This window comes from Bacillus sp. IBL03825 (genome assembly GCF_024712505.1).
Classification (GTDB): domain Bacteria; phylum Bacillota; class Bacilli; order Bacillales; family Bacillaceae_G; genus Bacillus_A; species Bacillus_A wiedmannii.
This window is the reverse complement of record NZ_JAMXKE010000003.1, coordinates 258,678-276,092: the sequence shown is the minus strand read 5'-3', so window position 1 is coordinate 276,092 and position 17,415 is coordinate 258,678. Positions and strand designations below refer to the sequence as shown.

Below are 17,415 nucleotides of genomic sequence, written 5' to 3'. Positions count from 1 at the left end.
AATTTAATGATAAACTACCGGAAACTAAAAAAGATGGTGAACAAAAAGTTTATGTTGTGGTAAGTGAAATCTTACAGTCTGGGGAAAAGGTTGAATATTTATACACTGTTTCTTTTGGTGTGAATCCTGTTATAGTCGAAAATATTTGCAGTAATGACGAAACGATTTTAGCAACAAAACAAGCAGAGATTCAGCTTGGGAACGATTCTTATTTGGCTGATCAAAAAGATTAGCTTAAATTAGATGGCGTCAAATTTAAATATGAAGGCTGGTTATTAAATTCTCCAAAATCCGGCAGAGATGTTCCACAAAAAGAAAAAATAGGTACAGTAAATAAGACGATAACATTCCATTATGTGTATTTATCCAGAGGCTATTTTGAAAGAAAAAAATGAAAAAGGCTCCCTCTATATTCGTAATGAAGAAAGAAAAGCGTACCCGATTAATAAGTGATCACACAAAAAGGGTATCTATGAAACGTGAGCTCTATATATCCTGGCCGCGAAATTAAAGAGGTTAGTTACATTAGAAAAACCTCTCAAAGCAGGAGAATATAAAGTAACAGCAGATGTAGAGATATTTGAACCACAAAATAAGAAAAAGAAAGGAACAACACCAGTTGAAATACGAATTATTGTGAAGTAATAAAAAATGGAATAAATGTTACAAATAAATCAATAGTTTAATATATATATAAACGAAAAAAAGGATTGCATATGAAAGTATTGAAAAAAATATTACAATATTAGGTATCATGACATTCGGAAGCGGAATAAATACATTCGCAGCAGAAGGGGAATTAAATGGAAAATAGGCACAAAAAGAAGTAAGTTTGAAATTTACTGTTAAGGTTGACACAGAAACAAAATGTTGACTATACAATGACTTTAAAATTCAAAGCATTAAAAATGGATGGATTGGAAGTAAAATAATTATCTGTTTTCGAAAACGAAAGGTAGGATATTCTATAGGGGAGCATATGAAAAGTTATTTTCTTTTCATGCGTTGGATTCTAATTCTTTTTGCTCCAATGGTTTAATACGCATCAGAAATAACAAGTCATCGAACAATAAACGTAAGGATAAGTGGAATGTTGGAACATAAACAAAAGCGCTTTTATTTGGCTCAATCCTTTAGGTTTCTTTTAAGGAGAGTATTGTATAAAGCTAAATATTTACAAGAAAGAAAAGTAGACTAGACTAAAGTGTTCCTATGACAGAATTTGATAGCACACGATGATGTATACTTTTGATTTGTAAACCATTTCTCAGATTAATAAGGTTTACAGAAAAAATATTATACGTGCCCGCAACTTCATAAATCATCTAGCTATCATATATATTTACCGTTGTAAAATCAAATCTGTCGGTGCAGAACAAATATGGGCTTTATAATCGTTATATCAACGATAACAAACCGATTTTCCCCACATGGTTTACACGAATCATACAAACTACTCCGAAATATAGTACAATCAATTAACACAGAAAGGATTGACTCAAAATCCATCTTAATTAATATCTGTTCATGAATTAAAGGAATTCCTTCTTCACGAAACCAAGCACCTACACGTGAAAAGTAGCGGTACTACAAAACTCGTAAAAAAAGGATATACCTGTAGAAAATAAGTTAATTTCCGTAAGAAATCAATTCTAAAAGAAGTAGTTTAACAATATTTTTCTACAAATTGGTGGTTGACCTATCTTAGGCGAAACGCCTCCGATTGTTAAACTGTTTACATAAGCAAATAAAACATTTAAAAATTAAGGAATGGACGACCAATAATATGAAGACAGTTTCGGAAAACAAAAATAACACTAAATAATATTTTGAATCTGTAATTGGTCATTACAAACAGCTTAAAAAGAAAAAACGATTGCCCCTTAGGGTCCAAGCAATCGTTTTTTCTTTTTATTTTTTTCAGCGATGAAATTTATATTTTTGTCCCCTATCTCCATCACGTTAAAAAATGAATTTAATTCTCATAAATGACTCTATAGGGGCAAAAATTTCGTTTTTGGAGAAATTCAAAATCTTAAGTTTCTGCTCATGTAGTGGTAGCTTTAACTTAGTATTCAGTAAATTTTGACAGGACTAATTTATTATTGTAACGCAACAATTGTTATATTACCGTATTGTCCAGAGTATGTTGCTGCTGTTGAACCATTTACAAGAGTAAGCGTATTCACTCCGGAACCTGTAGTAATAATTGAGGATTTTGCAACTGTATATATTCCTAACTGATCGACCCCAGAATTAGATCCAGCAATTAATGTCCCATTTAATGCCAAAGCCAAATTGAAACCCGCACCAGTTGATGAACCTGTCATGGAATATATCACCAAATACACTTGATTCGGATTTAATGTGATATCAGTACTTCCAGGTGTATGAGAGATAGCGGTTCCATTAATCACCAAATTAGAACTGAACGGTATAGGCGTATGTGTTGCCATAATGTTGTTACCTGAATGATATATTGTAGCATTATTCGTGGTAATCAGAGGTCCTGTAGATCCTGTAGGTCCTGTAAATCCAGTAAGTCCTGTAGGTCCTGTAAATCCAGTAAGTCCTGTAGATCCTGTAAGCCCTGTAGGTCCTGTAGGTCCTGTAAATCCTGTAGGTCCTGTAAGTCCTGTAAGCCCTGTAGATCCTATAAGCCCTGTAGGTCCTGTAAGTCCTGTAGGTCCTGTAAGCCCTGTAGATCCTGTAAGCCCTGTAGGTCCTGTAGATCCTGTAAGCCCTGTAGGTCCTGTAAGCCCTGTAGGTCCTGTAAGCCCTGTAGGTCCTGTAAGCCCTGTAGGTCCTGTAGGTCCTGTAAATCCAGTAAGTCCTGTAGATCCTGTAAGCCCTGTAGGTCCTGTAAGCCCTGTAGGTCCTGTAAATCCTGTAGGTCCTGTAGGTCCTGTAGGTCCTGTAGGTCCTGTAAGTCCTGTAAGCCCTGTAGGTCCTGTAGGTCCTGTAAGCCCTGTAGGTCCTGTAAGCCCTGTAGGTCCTGTAGGTCCTGTAAATCCAGTAAGTCCTGTAAGCCCTGTAGGTCCTGTAAGCCCTGTAGGTCCTGTAGGTCCTGTAGGTCCTGTAAATCCAGTAAGTCCTGTAGATCCTGTAAGCCCTGTAGGTCCTGTAAGCCCTGTAGGTCCTGTAAATCCTGTAGGTCCTGTAAGCCCTGTAGGTCCTGTAAGCCCTGTAGATCCTGTAAGCCCTGTAGGTCCTGTAAATCCTGTAGATCCTGTAGGTCCTGTAAGTCCTGTAGGTCCTGTAAGTCCTGTAGGTCCTGTAAGCCCTGTAGGTCCTGTAGGTCCTGTAGGTCCTGTAAGTCCTGTAGGTCCTGTAAGTCCTGTAAGCCCTGTAGGTCCTGTAAATCCTGTAGGTCCTGTAAGTCCTGTAAGCCCTGTAGATCCTATAAGCCCTGTAGGTCCTGTAGGTCCTGTAGGTCCTGTAAGCCCTGTAGATCCTGTAAGCCCTGTAGGTCCTGTAGGTCCTGTAGGTCCTGTGGATAGCGTAAAAGGTGGAATTGGCGGGAAAGTAGGTCCTATTAAACTAGGATCTAAGGCAGGTGTAAACAAAATTCCATTTGAATGAACTTGTTTTTTATCTTTTTCACATGACATATATTGTCCTCCAATCTATCCTTTAAAAGTAATTTTGCTTTATAATAAATGCATAAAAGTAATAAAATGATCCAGATATTTTATTATAAAAAAAACACTTTTTGAATCATACTACATAGAATAGGAGTGACATATATTTACCTGCTATTAAAGAAAAAAGATGTTATATATATTTTGAGCTGCACCTTAATTTTTAGATAAACTTAACAATTTGGGTGCAGTTTTTTCTATGACCAAATATTCTTTAGAAGTTAAATTAGGACTGTAAGTTTGACCTGGTCAAGAAAAACTGAAACACAAATTAGATTACGCAATTGATTTTGAGTATTGGTAAGGAGTCAATCCATTTAATGCTGAATGAGGACGAACGGAATGATAGTACATATAAATAAAAAATCATTGCCAGCACCCCTCTCGTTCCAACTAGCCTTCTAATTGTGAGAAAAGACAATTAGAAGGAGGGGAAGGGATGCTTACAATGATTCAACAACATCATATCAAATATTTACATCAATATAAAGGGATGTCTCTACGAGCCATTTCTAAAGAAACTGGACATAATTTTCAAACTGTACGAAAATATGCGTATTTAGAAAATCATAATCTACTTCCTACACTGAGAGAACCAAAAGGAACCAAATTAGATCCTTATAAAGCACAAATTAATCAATCGTTAGAGGAAGATAGGAAGGCTCCAATAAAAGAACGGCATATAGGAGCCCGTGTATACAAACGATTGATAGAGATATACGGTGGAGAGTTTCCTGTGTCTATACAAACTGTTCAATAGTATGTATCGCATAAAAAGAAAGAGTTATATCAGAAATGTGAAGGTTATCTTTATTTACATAATTATCCAGTATAAGCGCAAGCAGATTTTGGACATCTTGTTTATTTAAATGAACAAAGAATTGAAACAAAAGGTTCTTATTTAGCAGTATCCTTTCCGGACAGTAATGCAAGTTATGTACAAGCTTTATCAGCTCAAAACCAAGGGCGTCTTTTACAAGGGTTAAAGCAAATATTTGAGTACACCGAAGGTGTACCTCTACAAATCTGGTTTGATAATTTATCTACCGCTGTAACAAGCATTCATAAAAATGAACAGCGTACACTTACAAAATAATGTTAGAATTTCGCATATTATTATAACTTCCAACATATATTTTGCAACCCAAACAGTGGTCATGAAAAAGGGCATGTAGAAAATAAAGTTGGTTATATCCGACGTAATTTTTTGTTCCTATACCATCTATTGCCAGATATAGAAGCGTATAATTAAGAATTATTACAGCGTTGTGATAATGATATGAACCGTAAACATTATCGAAAAAAGAACAGATTGAAAAGCTATTTCAAATAGATTACCAAAAACAACGTTTGATGTCCATCGCTTACAAAAAGTAAAATCAGATAAGTACGGAAAGATTTGTTATGCCAAAAATCGCTATTCTACCGCACCTGATTTTTCTCAAAAAGAAGTATGGCTCAAAATTACTTATAACCAAATTGAAGTTTTAAATGAGAACTATCAAAAAATCATTTGCCATCCACGTTTATATGGAGAAGGATTAGAGTCAATGAAGTGGATTCCCTATTTAAAATTAATGGCACAACGGCCGAAATCGCTTCAAAATTTAGCTTTTTATGAAGAATTGCTACATCCATGGAAAGTGTACTTAACGCAGACAGCAGAAAAAAAGCGTGCGATTTTATCGAACTGCTACATTAGTAAATGAATTAATTGCAGCCAAAAACGCAGATCGTTTGTATAAAATGATTAATCAAATAGAAAAAATAGATGTTTTAATCTGTGATGAATGGGGGATATATACCGGTAATTCAATAAGGAGCGCTCCTCCTCCAAGTAATTGCAGGATGTTATGAAAAGCAAAGTATTGTTATTACAACAAATTTAGAGTTTAGTAGGTGGAATAGTATTTTTCACGATGAGCGTTTAACAACAGCTATGATAAATCGTCTTATTCATCATAGCTACTTGCTAATATTTACAGGAGAAAGTTATAGATTAAAACATTCTTATATGACTTTATAAAACGAGCTGGGGTGCTAACAAAAAAAATTGTATTTCGTACCACTTTTTAGTTGCAGAAAACAGTACAATCAAAGTGTAAGAACTAATCTTATCGATAGCTCATACAATAATTAAGCGTAATTTTCATCAATATAAAATTGAATTAGATGAATGAATTCGTAGATGTTTTTAGGAAACCAATGATTCATGGAGAGGTGATTGGTTGAATATTAAAGTAAAAGGTAAATGAATTTATTTATATTGTGCCATGAATTCCAAAGGAAACAGGGCTGACCTTTATCTCAGTAAAATATCCTTCAAAAAAGATTGCAGGCTTACTGCGTTTTTGAGGCGGGTATTATAACAGTCGCATTGAGAAAAGAGAGGCCAACAGGTATCAGTGAAAGCATGAATCTATTCTTAACTATCTCTACCGTTGAGCAGCCTGTAGCTAGCAAACCAAAGCGGTTGGACTAAAACCATTCTTTACTTAGGCTTATTTTAACCCTTCGGTAAGTAATTCTTAATCAATTGAGAACTGGCACTGTTATACGAAATGAAAAAATTTATGATTTTTGTATTTTGGGTCGTGTTGAACCAGATATAAAATTGGTCAACATAATGATCTCATTCACCTATAGTTATATGGGAATTTATTTCCTATCTAAAATCGAGGCCAACCGATTTATGGATATTTACATATGTATAACAAGAAATTTTTCTAATGAAGAAAATTATTTGTATTGTGTAACATTAAGATTAAATAATATACAAATAAGAGATTTACTGTACTATGTGTCTTTTCAATCCCTATTATTTTGTTGTTCCATAATCATTTTACGTAACTTACGAATTATTTCAACCATGAATTCATGTTCTGATTTCGTAATAGTTTTTCCATCTAACATTAAAATATATCTCTGCAATAATTCTGGGGAATTTAGATCTATTTTATTTATAGATTTAGACCCTGATATTTCAGAATATTCCTGTTTCTCGGACCCTAGTAAATAACATATTTCGACTCCATATACCTCACTAATGTTCTTTAATAAATCTAAAGAAGGAGTATAAATACCTCTTTCGATTTTAGAAAGATTGCTGTAATCATAATTTATTTTTTCTGCTAATGTTTTTAGTGTATCTCCATTTTGTTTTCTGAGTTCTTTAATTTTATATTTCATTTCCCCCCACCTTTTTTTACATATAAAACAAGTTTATCAAATTTACTTATCAAATTGCATTTTATATGTGATTTTGGTCAGAATAGAAAACCATATATAAAAATTGGTAAAAAGAACAATTTTTAGAATTACATTTGCCGCTTCTTTTCCTCGTTTACCACTTTAATAGGTTAATTGGGAATTTTATCCATTTCGTGGATGATTGTAAACTTAAAGGCAAGTATATTGGAAAAATGCTCTTTACTGCAGATAATAACCAACTCTTCACGTATGCTCTTATACTTAACTGTCTCTTATTCATTAGTTTTTTTCACCAATTCCTCCTTAACTTTAATCGTGTAAAGGACATAGTCCAATGACAAGGGAAGGAAGAATGCCAATAAACATTAGCCGTCAATGCTCCTTTCGGAATTGTAAATTTATTTTTTGCGTAGTAGCGCTTCTACTAACTGTATAAATTTTCTTGTGGCTAATGCATATTTTCATTTATGTTTTAGTTTAGATTATTGTACAGAATTTTTCAAATAATGAGATCCAGCGCGGTGGCGTATAACGAACTTGTCGATTTCCAACAAGCAATAACGTAAGTATTAATTACCTACGTACTTTCTGCAGTAAAATAACAAGAATGCTGCTTTTCCAGAATATAATAGCTATAAATAGAGATGGGAGATGAGCAGTACAATATTCCTCTATCTTACTTAAAGGATATTAATTTCCTAAAACCGTTTAAGTGGATTTTGTAACTTTTCCCTGAAGGAAGAGGACTAACCGGAAGTTATTTGGACGATTGTATCTAAATTAAGAGCCCTAAGAACAGTATCTTTATGGAATATTCGTGTGTAAACTAGCGACCCTTCAATCCTAAATCTTAAAGGGGATTTTTGTTTTCATATTTTATGGAATCTAAAAGTTGGTAATGATAATAAGTCACCAAAGGCGGATAGTTAAAATAGAAAACCGTATAGTTATATAAAAAGATATATAGAGAAAATGATTTTAATTTATCTTCTCTATATATCTTTTTATATTCATTAAATTCAAAACAGTGATCTAGGAATAAATTGTACAGGATCTTCATAGTATATTTTAACAAAAGTAACCCCTACTTTTGTTTTGGGCTCACGCTACTTGTAGATTAAGAGATTCTGAAATTGTTTCTATTAGAAACAATAAATACACAAGGAGGGATATATTTGTTGCGCTTACGAGATCGAGAAATAATAAAAGCTCTAAATCTATTTCGCTGTATGTCTAGAGATCAAATTGCAAAAATGTTTTTTAATCATGTGAAAAACCCTATAACTTCAGCTAATTTTGTTTTAAAAAGGTTAAGACGAGAAAAATATATAGATGCTAATACAAATAAGCAGCCATATATTTATTTTCCAGATCCTACTCTTATAAAAAAAAATTCTCAGAAAGTGAATCATTATTTGGCAATTGTAGATTTTTATTTAAGTGTATGTCAGCATGAAAAACCGATAATTTTTAACGTTGAGAAAAGATATGGGTCTGGATTTATGCAACCAGATATTTTTATGATTTGGCGCAAAAAAGCATATTTCGTTGAAATTCAAAATTCACGATACGCACTAAACTTAATAGAAGAAAAAATCAAACGATATACAAATTATTTACAATCTGGAAGTTGGAGGATTCAGGGAGAACCATATGAAATTTCAAAATCCCCATATTTGTGGATCGTTTCTAAAGCACCTTATTGTATATGTAGCGATAACATTCAAATCATTCAAACCTCTAATGTAGAAATGTTTTTTCAAAACAAACAAGGGTGTGTATAGCATAAATATATTCAGTGAATAGGTCGTTTATACTAATTTTAATCATTAATTTTGGAGGGATATACCAATTTAGTAGGAATCTCAGACGCTAAGTTTTAAACAATCAAAGAATAAAGGAGATTAAAGGTTGTTGTATGCTAATTTTACTTTTTAGACAGAAGGTTTCTTCCACAAGTATATGAGTAGAAAAAAAGAAATTTTTAGTGAGAGCTGAATGACAGAAGGGGATAATATCAAGTTTCGTGTCTTTTCTAATAAATAACAGAAAAGGTTATTCTTGCTTTACTGAGCTCACTTAATTAAAAAACGAACTGTTTCACTATTGCTTAAAGAAGTGGGTAGCATTACTTTCCAATTTACATTTAAAGATTAGGTCTATACTTTTTCAAGTTTTTTAAGCAAAATGATGTTTCACAATTTAAATCCAAAATAATAACGTACAATCGTAGACAAAGAAACAAACAAATGGCAGTCTCTCTACTATAAACAAAACAATCACTCTTCGTAAATTATACTTGTATAATTTACGAAGAGTTGTGAGGCGGATGGCCGTATTCTGAATGCTAATGTAAGACCTAATCTAATTGGTAGATATTTTTGATCTTTGTTAGTTGAAACAAAAATACAAGAACTACCGAAAATAAACATCGCTGTTTACGTAAGACTAAATCTTAGAAACTAAACCAATTGTTTTCTAGCCATAGGAACTACGTGGATTGCTTAATTATTCAGAAACAGTTGATTTTTTCTTTTTCAGGGAATTTAGTCAGAACGTTAAGTGGTAAGTATCTCCATATTATATGTTTATACGAAAAATTCTAATACCTGAATTTTTTTACAAATAATAAAAAAATTTAACTACTCAGCATCTCTAAAAGTTAGTTAGTTCTGTGGTGTGATGTCAAGTGGCTGTTTGAGTGATAATGACTGGAGTTTGGGTAGTATAGCCTAAAAAAGACAATATGAAACTAAACTACTAATATACTGTAAATTAATGAAATTTACAAGAATAAAGAATGTCAGTAGACATCATCTATAAACGCTCCTTCCGGGCGTGTAAATTCGGTTGTTGCGTAGTAGCGCATCCACCAAACGCACAAATTTTATTGCAGTTAATGCGAAGGCTCGCTTGTGTTTATGCTTAGGTACTTCTGCAGATTTTTTGCATAATAATCACGATATTCAGGTACATGGCGTCTTACTGAGTTGACGGCTTCAACTAAGTAAAAACGTAGATCCTGATTTCCTGTTCGTGTTAATGACGTGTTTTCTGCAGTAAAGCGACCAGACTGATATTCTTTCCAGAATAAACCTGCATATTTCGCGATACGTGTTTCATCGGCAAATCGGTCAATTTGAGCGACGATACCGGCTGCGAATACAGGACCTACACCAGGAATACTTTCTAGTATTTGTGGTGTAGGCATTAAATTTTGTATGCCTTTATCAACCTCTTTAATTTGATTTTGATAGGTGCGCATAATCTGAATAGAGGTGCTGAGTAGAAGATCAACGGAATCTTCCATTACCTTACTTAAGCGATACGAACCTCTAACAGCTTTTTGAATAGATTTTGCAACTTCTTCTGGATTACCAAAGCGATTCTTACCTTTTTTCTGAAGGAAAAGAACTAACTCCTGTAAGGCATTTGGGCGAGCTCTTCTAAACTAAACCGCTCTAAAAATAACTCCATCATGGTATTTCCAAATACAGAAGATTCAACGCCTTGTGTGAATTGGCTGCATTTCAATCCGATATATTGAAGGAAATGTTGTTTTTCTTTTGCTAAGGCATGTATGAGTTGATAACGAGAACGAGTCAGTTATTGTAAGTCCATATATTGTTCTTAATTTACAGTCGATATCGTATAGCGCCCAAAACGAACACAGTCAGCAATGATAAATGCATCTATGGCATCTGTCTTATCCATCTCTGGATAGCTTTTTTTAAGTTTGCAATTTGTTTTGAATTGATTATAAATACTTGCGAACTGTAGGTTCTCAGATTTTTATCATTGTGAAGAAACATCGCTAGGTGATAGCTATAAATAGATGTAGATTCTAATCCGATTTTAATGACTTCACAGGTGGACTTAGAAACCATGTTTAGAATGTTTTCCTTTAAGGTCATAGCTCCAGGTAAGTCGTTTGTAATAATGAATGATCGTAAACGATCTCCTTCACTATTTAAAAAGCAAACTTTTACATCTTGAGAACTCACATCTAAATCAACAAATAATTCCCCCTTTCGTTTAGAATCATTGGAAAATCTCTTTCTTGGATGTTTGAGGGATACCCCTAGTTGTGATCGCTGACCAACATCCTCGTGTAGGAGAACTCGTCCTTGTTTCAAAAGCCGCCCCAGCGCTACTAACAATTAGGTTTGAACCAAGGGGAACAGCTTGGGAGTATGAAGTATAATTCGAACACTGGGAAACACTCTAATTTTATAGTTAGGCCTACAGGAGGTGAAAGAATTACCCCAAATGATTCTTACTTTCATTATCTAGGAATATCCTTAAGCGTCCAAGAAACTATTAGAAATGCTACACTTAATACGTCTATATTGTATGAAATTACTTGTTATTTATGGGCCCGTGAGCTACGGTACTGTTACCATACCGGACAAGTTATTAGCTCCCATTATGTTTTAGTGCTTGTTTTTAACTCCATATATAGTTCTACACATGAAACACAATTGATCTGCACAACCTCATACAAGATTCATTTATCAGAGAATATTATCATTTTAGAATCTTTTTATAATTTTATATGTTTTATTAATCGGAATTTATACTTTCATCCCATGCATAAAGGCGGACAAGAGTTTGCAGTGACCCCTGTCAAGTAGACAGTATTTAAAAAGCGCAACTAAGCAACCTGAGTTCTATATTTATATGGACTCAGGTTATTTAATTTCTTTTGAAATCTTTGATGATTATAAAAGTGCATATATTTACGCACGGCAAGTTTGACCTCATTCGCTTTACGGAAGGAGTGTAAATGAAAACACTCTGCCTTAAAGTGACTGAAGAAGTTTTCCATACAAGCATTATCCCAACAGTTGCCTCTTCGAGACATACTTGCCTTCATCTGATATTTTTTAAGTAATTGATTATATTGACGAGATGATACTGGGACCCTTGATCACTATGTAAGAGGATTCCCTTCACATTTCGTCTTTTCTTTGCCTTTTTAAGTGTATCTAACACAAGTTTTAAGTCGTTTCTACGACTGGTTTCATAGGCAACAATTTCATTATTGTATAAATCCTTAATAGCGGATAAGTACAAGCGCTGTCCATTGAAAATCAAATAGGTAATATCAGTTACCCATTTCTCATTCGGTTTTGAAGCTTGAAACTCCCTATTTAGATGGTTCTCTGAAATCACATAAGCTTCTTTTTTTCCGTAATAAGGTCGTTTTTTCCTAATTACGGCTTTGATACCTAGTTCACTCATCAATCTTTGGATGCGCTTATGATTCAAATGAAGGTTATATGTGGCTTTCAGCCACACTTGTATTCTTCTATATCCATAAATTCCTCTTAATTTTTTATGACACTCCAATATCTTTTTCTTAATTTCGATATCCTCTGATTGTTTTTTTGAAGGCGTCGTATGCCGTTTTATCCATTTGTAGTACCCACTTCTAGTTACACCAGCAATATCGCATAGAATGATCACTGTATAGCCTATTTTTGTCATTTCATGGATGACTTCGAATTTTTTCGTTTTGGATACGACTTTCATTCCTCCTTTTACATCCCTAAGAGCTTTTTTAACATTTCATTTTCCGCTTCTAATCGTCGAATCTTAGCTTCAGGATCTTCGGATCTAACCCTTGGTCTACCTAAACCTGGTCCTTTCGCTTTACCGCGTTTTTCTTCTAGTCCTTTGATTCCTTCAGTTTCAAAGTGTTTCACCCAACGACTTACAACCGAGTGATGAATACCTAATTCTTTCGCAATGGTTTTATAGCTCATGCCTTCTTTTAAGTATAAATCTATAGCTTGTTTCTTAAATTCTACATCGTAAGTGACTCTAATTTTTCCCATAAAAAAATCCCCTCCATAGTAAACAGGTTAATGTGCTTTCTTTTTCCTGTCTACTATAAGGGGATCATATCAGTCCGCTAGGGGCTTTCTTATATCTTAAAACTAATTAGGTACAGCGTAAATGGGAAATATTTATAGATTAGCAGTATTTTCCTTGGCAAGTACGATGGGGATAAATATTTTTAGCTCTTGGATAACGACAAGTGTTAAAGCAAGGAAAACTAAAGAGCCATCTAAGTTGAATGAATACAAAGTAATAAATGCTCAAGAGAGTCTTTCGAATGAAAATAGTAAATTAACTTTAAACATAGAAGTTTTTTTCGCAGGTAACCGTTATAATGTAATCATTTTCACTTCTAATTCTGACTACAAATATAATTTTAATGGTATTAAATTTAATGGCTCAACAATTTTTAATAGCCCCCAGTACAGCATTTGGATGTTTGAGCATGATAGATTCGAAAATAATAATAACAAGGGAAGTTGGTCTTACCGTGGATGGTTCCGAACTAACAATCAATATATTGTATTCTATCACGAATGAAAATTCAGAAAAATATAATATGGAATATGCGATTCCGTATTCTTGTATATATTATTAAAAGATGTTTACTTCCCATTTTATATCTCGAAAACCTAAATAAAAGGCTTATGTATAATGCTAATTAACATTAAATTTAAGAAGTTCCTGTGGTGAAATGAACACAAACGTGAGACATATATTTTAAGAAGTATGGTAATGCTACAATAAATTGTACACAAAGTTAAAAGAAAATAGTGATTCAGTTTATGATCGATACTGATTACAAAGATTCATCCGTTGTACTTGTAAAAAACACTTTGTTAATCTGTTATATATAGGGGAAGTCCTTATTATTAAGAGCCGTGATGTTGTGAAACCTCAGTAAAAGTGCAATGGGAAAATACAATTAATTTAAGAGAAAATTTGAATTTTTCAGTTGGAAATTTTACGTTCCATAATGAAAATGATAAGTGTTTTCTTCATCACAAAGCCGGTTAACAGTAGCGAAAAACAATGTACTTTATAAGCATTACTCAGGTAAGCTTTAATATCAGTTATAAATGTTGCACCTAGGATCAGAGAAATACCAATCGAAAAGTAGATAGTTATTATACGGTGAAAGCCGAGGGAAAAAAAGATAGTGGATAAAATTAGCTTTTTTAAGAATGGTACGCAATGCTTAGATGTGAATCAATGTAATTTGATTGGGATATAGCATAAAGAGCTGAAGAATCATAACCTATTAGTAGTGAACGAAAAAATTGCAATACGCCGGCTGAAAGAATGTCCATTATGAAATAATAAAAAATGGATATAAATTACTGTATGTGAATCGGTTAGGTCTTCAAAAGGTTCCTGTGAAAAAGGGAGCCTCTAGGCAAGAATTTATGAAAGAGTTATAGAACAGTATCAATTCGAAATATAATCATTATATAAGGATTATACATTTCAAGTATAAACTACGGATACCAAAAAAGAGGAAGGAAAAAAATAATATTGTGGTAAGTGAAATTGTGCAGTCTGAAACAACGAGTGAATATATATGCATTGTTCCATTTAGTGTGTATCCTGTTATAAACCAAGATATTTACGGTAGTGACGAAATGATTTTAGAAACACATTCAACAGAGATTCAATATAAGGATGATTCTTATTTGGTTGATTGAAATGTTCTTTTTTTGAAAAATATAGAAAGGTTAGTCTCACAGGAAGAATCCCCTGATTTTTGCCGAATAATAATCATTATTAACAGGATGGTCTCTATCTATCAAACTAAGATTTTAGGATTGTACCCTGTCTGCATCAGGCATTAAACAACAGAAATAATTTAAACATTTTAAATCGAAACACAATTTTTCAGTTTCTAATTCACTATTTTTTCATAATTTAAATTGAATACAAGAACGTGAAAAAATAATATTATTGTGTACAACCCTGAAAGTATTGAATTGGTAAGTATTATTATACATGCTTACACTCTTCAACTATTCAAAATTCAGGTTTAAGTCCCCCTTTATAACGTATTGTATTAAAAAAACTGATATCTATAAGAGAATTCATGCTTCTTTTATTAATTCAACGTTATATTTACGAGTTTTTTTACCAGTTTAAATAAATAATAGAGCGTGAAAAAATTATGATTATACATGCACATCAATTTCCATCAGCACAATTTGCCTGATTAATTGCAAAGAAACTCAATATGCTATTCGTTCTCACTATTCATGGGACCTATTATGATTTGAACCCTTTATTACTGTTAACTATCCCGTTCAAGATTGTTTACAAAAAACTGATATTCTTTCAATTGTTATTCCTAATGGAATAACAATTGAATTTTGTCCCCATGAGGAAAAAGAAAGTTTGAGAGGTCGTATCGGTATTCCTTCAAATTCAAAGATAATTTTATATGCTTCGCGATTATCATGGATAAAAGCAGCTATTTGTATAGAACTTATCCATGCATGAGAAAATATTTTTGAAACATATTCCAAAGGTCTGGCACTAGTTATTATGGGAACAGGTGAGCGAGAAAGTTATATCCAGCAGTGTATATCAAGTATAGAAAAGAAAATAGGGAAAAAAATTAATTTATTATATAGGATGAAAATCAGATCTTCGTTCTTTTTATACGATGAGCGACTGTGTAGTCAAAACAGGAAGAGCAGCTTTAGAAGCTATGTCTAGTGAAAGAGCTGTTATCGCCACAGGCTCTAAAGGTTTTCTAGGACTAATTAATCCCAAAGAATATAAGGGGTTGTATTACTATTTTGGAGACCATAAGCATTTAGAGGATTGGTCAAAATAAAATTGTTCCAATCCATAAAAGAATTTCTTCAAATGTCATCTGAATGTCAATTATACATCGAGAGTGAAAGCCGTATTTTGTAAAGCGTTTTTTTATATAGAAGTTGTTGTATGTCAACTTCTATATAAAACCTAATGCATAAAAGTAGTGTTAATCAAACGATAACGGATATTAATGAGAATTCAATTGTAAATAAATTAGAGCTGCGAGTCGAAAATCAAAAATAAATAGTTTTGCTAATTTAACTTACCACTCTACGGATTATGGGAAGGAGGAGTTATTCTTAGCTACAGGGAATGAAAATGCATATATGCCAGGGTACTTTATATTAAAAGGATTGTATGATATGAAAAAAATCATACAAAATTGCACAGCTATAGCAGAATTTTAACAATCTAGAACCAATAAATTATGTAAAAGATTAATGGGACACTATTTTATTGATAATAATTTTCGAGAGCCAGTAATAACCTTTCCTGTACAAGATGGTAATCTACAATTGACGAAACAACGAGTATTTCAAATATAAAAAAACAAAAAATTCTTTCTGTTAAATGGTTAGGATTCATTAAACCAAGCTATACTACAGAATACCAATTTTCCACATCTTATGATGAAAATGTGATTATAAAGATTGGAGGTCATATTGTTTTGAATCGCTATTGTATGAAAACGTTAGTTAAGCTGAAGGAAAAATATCCTGTCACCATCGTAAGGAGTAAAAATCGTATAATCGCTCCTTCGGTAGATATTCCAAGGGGATATTTGTAATGTGAAAGTTAATTGCACTTTGCCACTTACATCGTTCCTAATAGGCACTTTGCTTTTTATGTTCTTTGAATGTTAACTCCTTTGCCCCTGTTTCATCTTTGTTTCAGTTAATTTATATAGAATGAGTCTTGTAGGAAGCTTTTGTTACATTCCAATAATAGGGCGAGATTCGTTGAAATCACAAAAATCCGCGTTTATTTTATAAAAATCTTGTTCTCAAATTAAACGTTTGTGAATATGATATCTTGTAGTTCTTTAAGTCAGCTAAATTTAGAAAGGAGCAATTAAATGACTACCATAGATATTGTTGAATTGTTTGGAAATTACGCAAACAAATGGAGTGAGAAGCAGGGAGGGGGAGAAAATAATATTTCATTAATCCTACCCAATTATGAATATTATGCAGTTCAGGATTATTTTAAAAACATTGAATTTTCAGAACCGACTTCGCCAGTAAAAACAGAAATTAAATTAGCATCTGAAACTTATAGTAATACAGGTACAACACCAAAAGAGATTAATATTGAAATGTCTGGAGATGTAAACTATTTAGGTAAATGGACGCTTGATAATGGAGCTAGTACGTTTGGGAAAAATTTAGTGGATATATTCCCTTCAAATGATCCAATAAATGTAGATAAGTCTTCCTTTTCACTAAGGGTAGGAGAGTCCACTACTAGGAAAAATCTAGTAAACTGGGAGTTTAATTACCCCCATGTAATTAGACCACGTTTTAAGATAACAGCTAACTTGATGGTTAAAATGAATGTGATAAAGCGGACGTTTAAGGTAGCAAGGGATTTATCAGGATATGTAGCTGTTTTATTAAAGAAACCCAATGGATCAGTTCAAATATCATTTCATCATGTTGCAGCTATTCTACAGAGATATTATAGTCCTTATTTTAAAATAGACGGTGTAGACGTTACGTTATTTAATAATGGTTCATTTGAAGGAACATATTTTACTGAACCATATATTCATGTGGTAGCATCTAGTCTGGATATTCCTAATTTAACAGAAGAATACAACCTGTATTTCCCAAATAATTCAGATCCCTATAATATGATAATAGAAGAAATACCTCAGCAAACAGATGATGATTTGTGTGAGAACTAAAAA

General features: G+C 32.9%; 12 protein-coding genes and 4 pseudogenes. 8 read left to right on the top strand and 8 right to left on the bottom strand.

Annotated features, from left to right (window positions below; genetic code table 11):
• Positions 1-56 precede the first annotated feature (56 nt).
• Entirely contained in the window at positions 57-233 is a 177-nt protein-coding gene (locus NHG49_RS30805) for a hypothetical protein (RefSeq protein WP_258127188.1), read from the top strand.
• Positions 234-1,214: 981 nt separating this feature from the next.
• Here NHG49_RS30805 and NHG49_RS30800 read toward each other — a convergent pair.
• Together NHG49_RS30800 and NHG49_RS31970 are read right to left on the bottom strand one after the other, a co-directional pair.
• Positions 1,215-1,760: pseudogene (locus NHG49_RS30800) on the bottom strand (ISNCY family transposase); the annotation flags it as partial.
• A 342-nt stretch (positions 1,761-2,102) separates the two neighbouring features.
• Positions 2,103-3,611 (bottom strand): exosporium leader peptide-containing protein, encoded by a 1,509-nt coding sequence (locus tag NHG49_RS31970; protein WP_483861638.1) that lies wholly within the window; start codon positions 3,609-3,611, stop codon positions 2,103-2,105.
• 469 nt (positions 3,612-4,080) lie between these two features.
• Here NHG49_RS31970 and NHG49_RS30780 point away from each other — a divergent pair, with 469 nt between their 5' ends.
• From NHG49_RS30780 to NHG49_RS31960, 3 genes and pseudogenes are all read left to right on the top strand, one after another.
• Positions 4,081-4,401 carry a hypothetical protein gene (locus NHG49_RS30780; RefSeq protein ID WP_258127187.1) on the top strand — a complete coding sequence of 107 codons (321 nt, stop codon included), beginning with the start codon at positions 4,081-4,083 and terminating at the stop codon, positions 4,399-4,401.
• Positions 4,402-4,963: 562 nt separating this feature from the next.
• On the top strand, positions 4,964-5,350 hold the full coding sequence (locus NHG49_RS31965; protein WP_483861639.1) for a Mu transposase domain-containing protein: 387 nt from the start codon (positions 4,964-4,966) through the stop codon (positions 5,348-5,350).
• Positions 5,304-5,667: pseudogene (locus NHG49_RS31960) on the top strand (ATP-binding protein); the annotation flags it as partial. The gene NHG49_RS31965 and the pseudogene NHG49_RS31960, both read left to right, overlap by 47 nt.
• Before the next feature lie 782 nt (positions 5,668-6,449).
• Here the strand turns inward: NHG49_RS31960 and NHG49_RS30765 are convergent.
• Positions 6,450-6,830, bottom strand: coding sequence for a helix-turn-helix domain-containing protein (locus NHG49_RS30765; RefSeq protein ID WP_258127184.1), 381 nt, complete (start codon positions 6,828-6,830; stop codon positions 6,450-6,452).
• 1,154 nt (positions 6,831-7,984) lie between these two features.
• Here NHG49_RS30765 and NHG49_RS30760 point away from each other — a divergent pair.
• On the top strand, positions 7,985-8,635 hold the full coding sequence (locus tag NHG49_RS30760; protein ID WP_308665809.1) for a replication-relaxation family protein: 651 nt from the start codon (positions 7,985-7,987) through the stop codon (positions 8,633-8,635).
• A gap of 1,029 nt (positions 8,636-9,664) precedes the next feature.
• Here the strand turns inward: NHG49_RS30760 and NHG49_RS30755 are convergent.
• The 4 genes and pseudogenes from NHG49_RS30755 to NHG49_RS30745 all read right to left on the bottom strand — a co-directional run bounded on the left by NHG49_RS30755 (position 9,665) and on the right by NHG49_RS30745 (position 12,691).
• A pseudogene (locus tag NHG49_RS30755) lies at positions 9,665-10,855 on the bottom strand (IS110 family RNA-guided transposase).
• Positions 10,856-11,505: 650 nt separating this feature from the next.
• Positions 11,506-11,679 (bottom strand): IS3 family transposase, encoded by a 174-nt coding sequence (locus NHG49_RS31805; RefSeq protein ID WP_374987941.1) that lies wholly within the window; start codon positions 11,677-11,679, stop codon positions 11,506-11,508.
• A 44-nt stretch (positions 11,680-11,723) separates the two neighbouring features.
• A complete protein-coding gene (locus NHG49_RS30750; RefSeq protein WP_258127182.1) occupies positions 11,724-12,386 on the bottom strand; it encodes an IS3 family transposase in 663 nt (220 codons plus the stop codon).
• 8 nt (positions 12,387-12,394) lie between these two features.
• On the bottom strand, positions 12,395-12,691 hold the full coding sequence (locus NHG49_RS30745; protein ID WP_258127181.1) for a transposase: 297 nt from the start codon (positions 12,689-12,691) through the stop codon (positions 12,395-12,397).
• Between the two features lie 121 nt (positions 12,692-12,812).
• Here NHG49_RS30745 and NHG49_RS30740 point away from each other — a divergent pair, with 121 nt between their 5' ends.
• Both NHG49_RS30740 and NHG49_RS30735 read left to right on the top strand, forming a co-directional pair.
• Positions 12,813-13,235, top strand: a complete 423-nt coding sequence (locus NHG49_RS30740) for a hypothetical protein (RefSeq protein WP_258127180.1) — start codon at positions 12,813-12,815, stop codon at positions 13,233-13,235.
• Between the two features lie 977 nt (positions 13,236-14,212).
• Positions 14,213-14,380: a hypothetical protein gene (locus tag NHG49_RS30735; RefSeq protein ID WP_258127179.1), complete on the top strand. Its 168-nt coding sequence runs from the start codon at positions 14,213-14,215 to the stop codon at positions 14,378-14,380.
• 1,848 nt (positions 14,381-16,228) lie between these two features.
• On the opposite strand, the pseudogene NHG49_RS30730 reads toward NHG49_RS30735, so the two are convergent.
• Positions 16,229-16,437, bottom strand: a pseudogene (locus NHG49_RS30730) (IS4 family transposase); the annotation flags it as partial.
• 144 nt (positions 16,438-16,581) lie between these two features.
• Between NHG49_RS30730 and NHG49_RS30725 the strand changes: the two are divergent.
• Positions 16,582-17,412 carry a hypothetical protein gene (locus tag NHG49_RS30725; RefSeq protein WP_258127178.1) on the top strand — a complete coding sequence of 277 codons (831 nt, stop codon included), beginning with the start codon at positions 16,582-16,584 and terminating at the stop codon, positions 17,410-17,412.
• Positions 17,413-17,415 lie beyond the last annotated feature (3 nt).